The sequence below is a fragment of the Deinococcus rhizophilus genome, from assembly GCF_030271215.1.
Lineage (GTDB): Bacteria > Deinococcota > Deinococci > Deinococcales > Deinococcaceae > Deinococcus > Deinococcus rhizophilus.
This window is the reverse complement of record NZ_JASNGB010000259.1, coordinates 1-2,959: the sequence shown is the minus strand read 5'-3', so window position 1 is coordinate 2,959 and position 2,959 is coordinate 1. Positions and strand designations below refer to the sequence as shown.

Annotated in this window: 5 protein-coding genes; all 5 read right to left on the bottom strand. The window is 72.8% G+C overall.

The window, feature by feature from the left end; all coding sequences use genetic code 11:
* The coding region (locus QOL99_RS16235) for an alpha/beta fold hydrolase (protein WP_285525340.1) at window positions 1–432 on the bottom strand (432 nt) is incomplete at its 3' end.
* 92 nt (window positions 433–524) lie between these two features.
* On the bottom strand, window positions 525–1,202 hold the full coding sequence (gene pdxT, locus QOL99_RS16230) for a pyridoxal 5'-phosphate synthase glutaminase subunit PdxT (protein WP_285525339.1): 678 nt from the start codon (window positions 1,200–1,202) through the stop codon (window positions 525–527).
* Window positions 1,196–2,104 carry a pyridoxal 5'-phosphate synthase lyase subunit PdxS gene (pdxS, locus tag QOL99_RS16225; RefSeq protein WP_285525337.1) on the bottom strand — a complete coding sequence of 303 codons (909 nt, stop codon included), beginning with the start codon at window positions 2,102–2,104 and terminating at the stop codon, window positions 1,196–1,198. The genes pdxT and pdxS overlap by 7 nt, the downstream gene beginning before the upstream one ends.
* Before the next feature lie 61 nt (window positions 2,105–2,165).
* Entirely contained in the window at window positions 2,166–2,552 is a 387-nt protein-coding gene (locus QOL99_RS16220; protein WP_285525336.1) for a response regulator, read from the bottom strand.
* Between the two features lie 10 nt (window positions 2,553–2,562).
* Window positions 2,563–2,959, bottom strand: a 397-nt coding sequence (locus QOL99_RS16215; RefSeq protein ID WP_285525334.1) for a M23 family metallopeptidase, incomplete at its 5' end; no start/stop codon positions are given.

Here is a 2,959-nt window from a genome sequence, read left to right as displayed (position 1 = left end):
GGGCAGGTGCAGGGCCATCCGGGCGCGGGGCCCGGCGAGCAGGCCGCTCGCGCAGGCGAGCACGAGGTTCTCCACCTGTCCCGGCCGCAGGGCCGCCACGTGGATGGAGATGTGCCCGCCCATCGAGTGCCCGACCAAGGTCACCCGGGTCAGCCCGAGGTGGTCGATCAGCGCCGCGATCAGCGCCGCCGCCCCCCGCACGCCGGGCGAGCGGTGGTGGGGCGGCAGGCCGTACCCGTAGGCGGCGAGGTCCAGGACATAGACCTGGTGCGAGGCGGCGAGCGCGGGCACATTGCGCCGCCACCAGCGGCCGGACCCGCTCAGCCCGTGCACCAGCAAGATGGGGTCGCCCTCCCCGGTCACGGTGTAGCGCAGGGCCGCGCCGCCGGAACGGAACTCACGCGGGCGGGAACGGGAGGATCGGGCAGGCACGCCCCGGAAGATAGGGCAAATTGGGGGGGCGGGCCGGGGCACGCCAGAAAGGGGCCCCCTTCCGGGGGAGGGGGGCTTGACGGCGCAGCAGGTCAGAGTGCGGGCACGGCCTCCTGCGCGGGTTCCTCCCGGACCATGCCCAGCCGCACCATCTCCAGCCGCGCCATCTCCAGCCGCACCATCTCCAGGAAGAGGCGGTGCAGCCGCACGTCTCCGGTCAGCTCGGGGTGGAAGGCGCAGGCCAGGACGCGGCCCTGGCGGGCGAGAACCACCGTGTCCATGTGGGTGGCAAGGACCTCGGCCCCCTCCCCCACCCCGGTCAAGGCGGGGGCCCGGATAAAGACGGCGGGGAAGGGCGCGTCCAGCCCACGCACGGCCAGCGGCACCTGAAAGGAGTCCACCTGCCGCCCGAAGGCGTTGCGGCGCACCCCGAGGTCGATCAGCCCGAGGCTGCGCTGCTGGCCGCCGAACTGCGGGGGGGCGCCCTCCACCTCGCGGGCCAGCAGGATCGCGCCCGCGCAGGTGCCCCACAGCGCCCCGCCGGAAGCGTGAAAGTCACGCAGGGGGTCCCACAGCCCGTACTCGTCCATCAGCCGGGCCATGCTGGTGCTCTCGCCGCCGGGCAGGATCAGGCCGCCGAGTCCGGCGAGGTCGGCGGGGAGGCGGACCTCGGTGACCTGCACGCCCAGCGACTCCAGCACCCGGCGGTGCTCGCGGAAGGCCCCCTGCAGGGCCAGGACGCCCACGCGGGGCAGGTCCCGGTTTACCACCCGCGGCCCGCGAGGCGCTCTTCGGGAATCAGGCTGTCGATGTTGATGCCGGTCATGGGGGCGCCGAGGTTCTCGCTGACCTCGGCGAGCACGTCCGCGTTCTGCCAGTGGGTGACGGCCTTGACGATGGCGCGGGCGCGGCGCTCGGGGTCGCTGCTCTTGAAGATGCCGCTGCCGACAAACACGCCGTCGAGGCCGAGGTGCATCATCAGCGCGGCGTCGGCGGGGGTGGCGATGCCCCCGGCGGCGAAGTTCACGACCGGGAGCTTGCCGTGCGCGTGGACGTGCTGCACGAGGTGGTACGGCGCCTGAAGGTCGCGGGCCAGGGTCATCAGCTCCTCGGCGGGGCGGGCCTGCAGGGCACGGATCTCGCCCAGGACGGTGCGGGCGTGGCGCACGGCTTCCACGACGTTGCCGGTTCCGGCCTCGCCCTTGGTGCGGATCATGCTGGCCCCCTCGCCCACCCGGCGCAGGGCTTCCCCGAGGTTCTTGGCCCCGCACACGAAGGGCACCCGGAAATCGGTCTTGAGGATGTGGAACTGGTCGTCGGCGGGGGTCAGCACCTCCGACTCGTCGATAAAGTCCACCCCGATGGCCTCCAGAATCCGCGCCTCCACGATGTGCCCGATGCGGACTTTCGCCATCACCGGGATGGTCACGGCGGCCATGATCTCGCGGATCATCCGGGGATCGCTCATGCGGGCCACGCCGCCGTCCTTGCGGATGTCGGCGGGCACGCGCTCGAGCGCCATGACGGCGGTCGCCCCGGCGGCCTCCGCGACTCTCGCCTGCTCGGCGGTCACCACGTCCATGATCACGCCGCCCTTGAACATCTCGGCGAAGCCTTCCTTGAGGGCGGGGGTTCCAGTCTGGGGGGTCTGGGTGTGGGGAGTCTGGGTCATGGACCCAGGCTAGACGGAAACTGGCCCCACCATCAGGGCCAGTCGGGGGCAGGCGGTGGGGTCAGTCCTGGGGGCGGGCGAGGCGGCGCAGGCAGGCGACGAGTTCGGAGGGGCGGAAGGGCTTGACGAGATACTCGCAGGTTACCCCGGCAGGCAGGGTGGGGGGGCGGTTGAGGCCGGAGAGAAACACGACCGGGGGAAGGTGGTTGCCCAGCCGGTCATGCAGGCGCCGGACTGTCTCGAAGCCGTCCCAGGGGGCCATCAGCACGTCCATCACGATCAGGTCGGGCAGGGGGCCGCCTGCCAGGGAGGCCAGGGCGTCGGGGCCGCTGCGGGCGGGGGTGACGGTGAAGCCCTGAAGTTCCAGGGTCAGGGCCAGCAGTTCGAGAATCTGCTGCTCGTCATCGACGACGAGCAGCCGCAGCGGACGCCCGGACGCCCGGGTCACGGCAGCCCACTCACGGGAGCAAGGGCAGCGGGTCGACCGCCTGCCCGCCGGGACGGACCTCGAAGTGCAGGTGGGGGCCGGTGCAGATGCCGGTGCAGCCCACAAACCCCAGCAGGTCGCCGGGAGCCACCGTCTGCCCGGTGCGCACCGCCGCGCGGCTGAGGTGCCCGTAGACCAGGGTGGTGCCGCCGCCCCCGGTCAGGACATTCAGGCCGTAGGCGCCGTGACCGCTTTCCAGGACGGTGCCGCCCGCCGCCGCGTACACCGGGGTCCCGGCGGGCGCGGCGAGGTCCACCCCGCCGTGAAAGACCTGCTTGTGGTAGTCGATGTCCTCTTCCCCGAAGCGGCTGGTGATCCGCGCCCCGTGCACGGGCCAGCGCAGCCCGGCGACCGGGCCGACCCCCGCC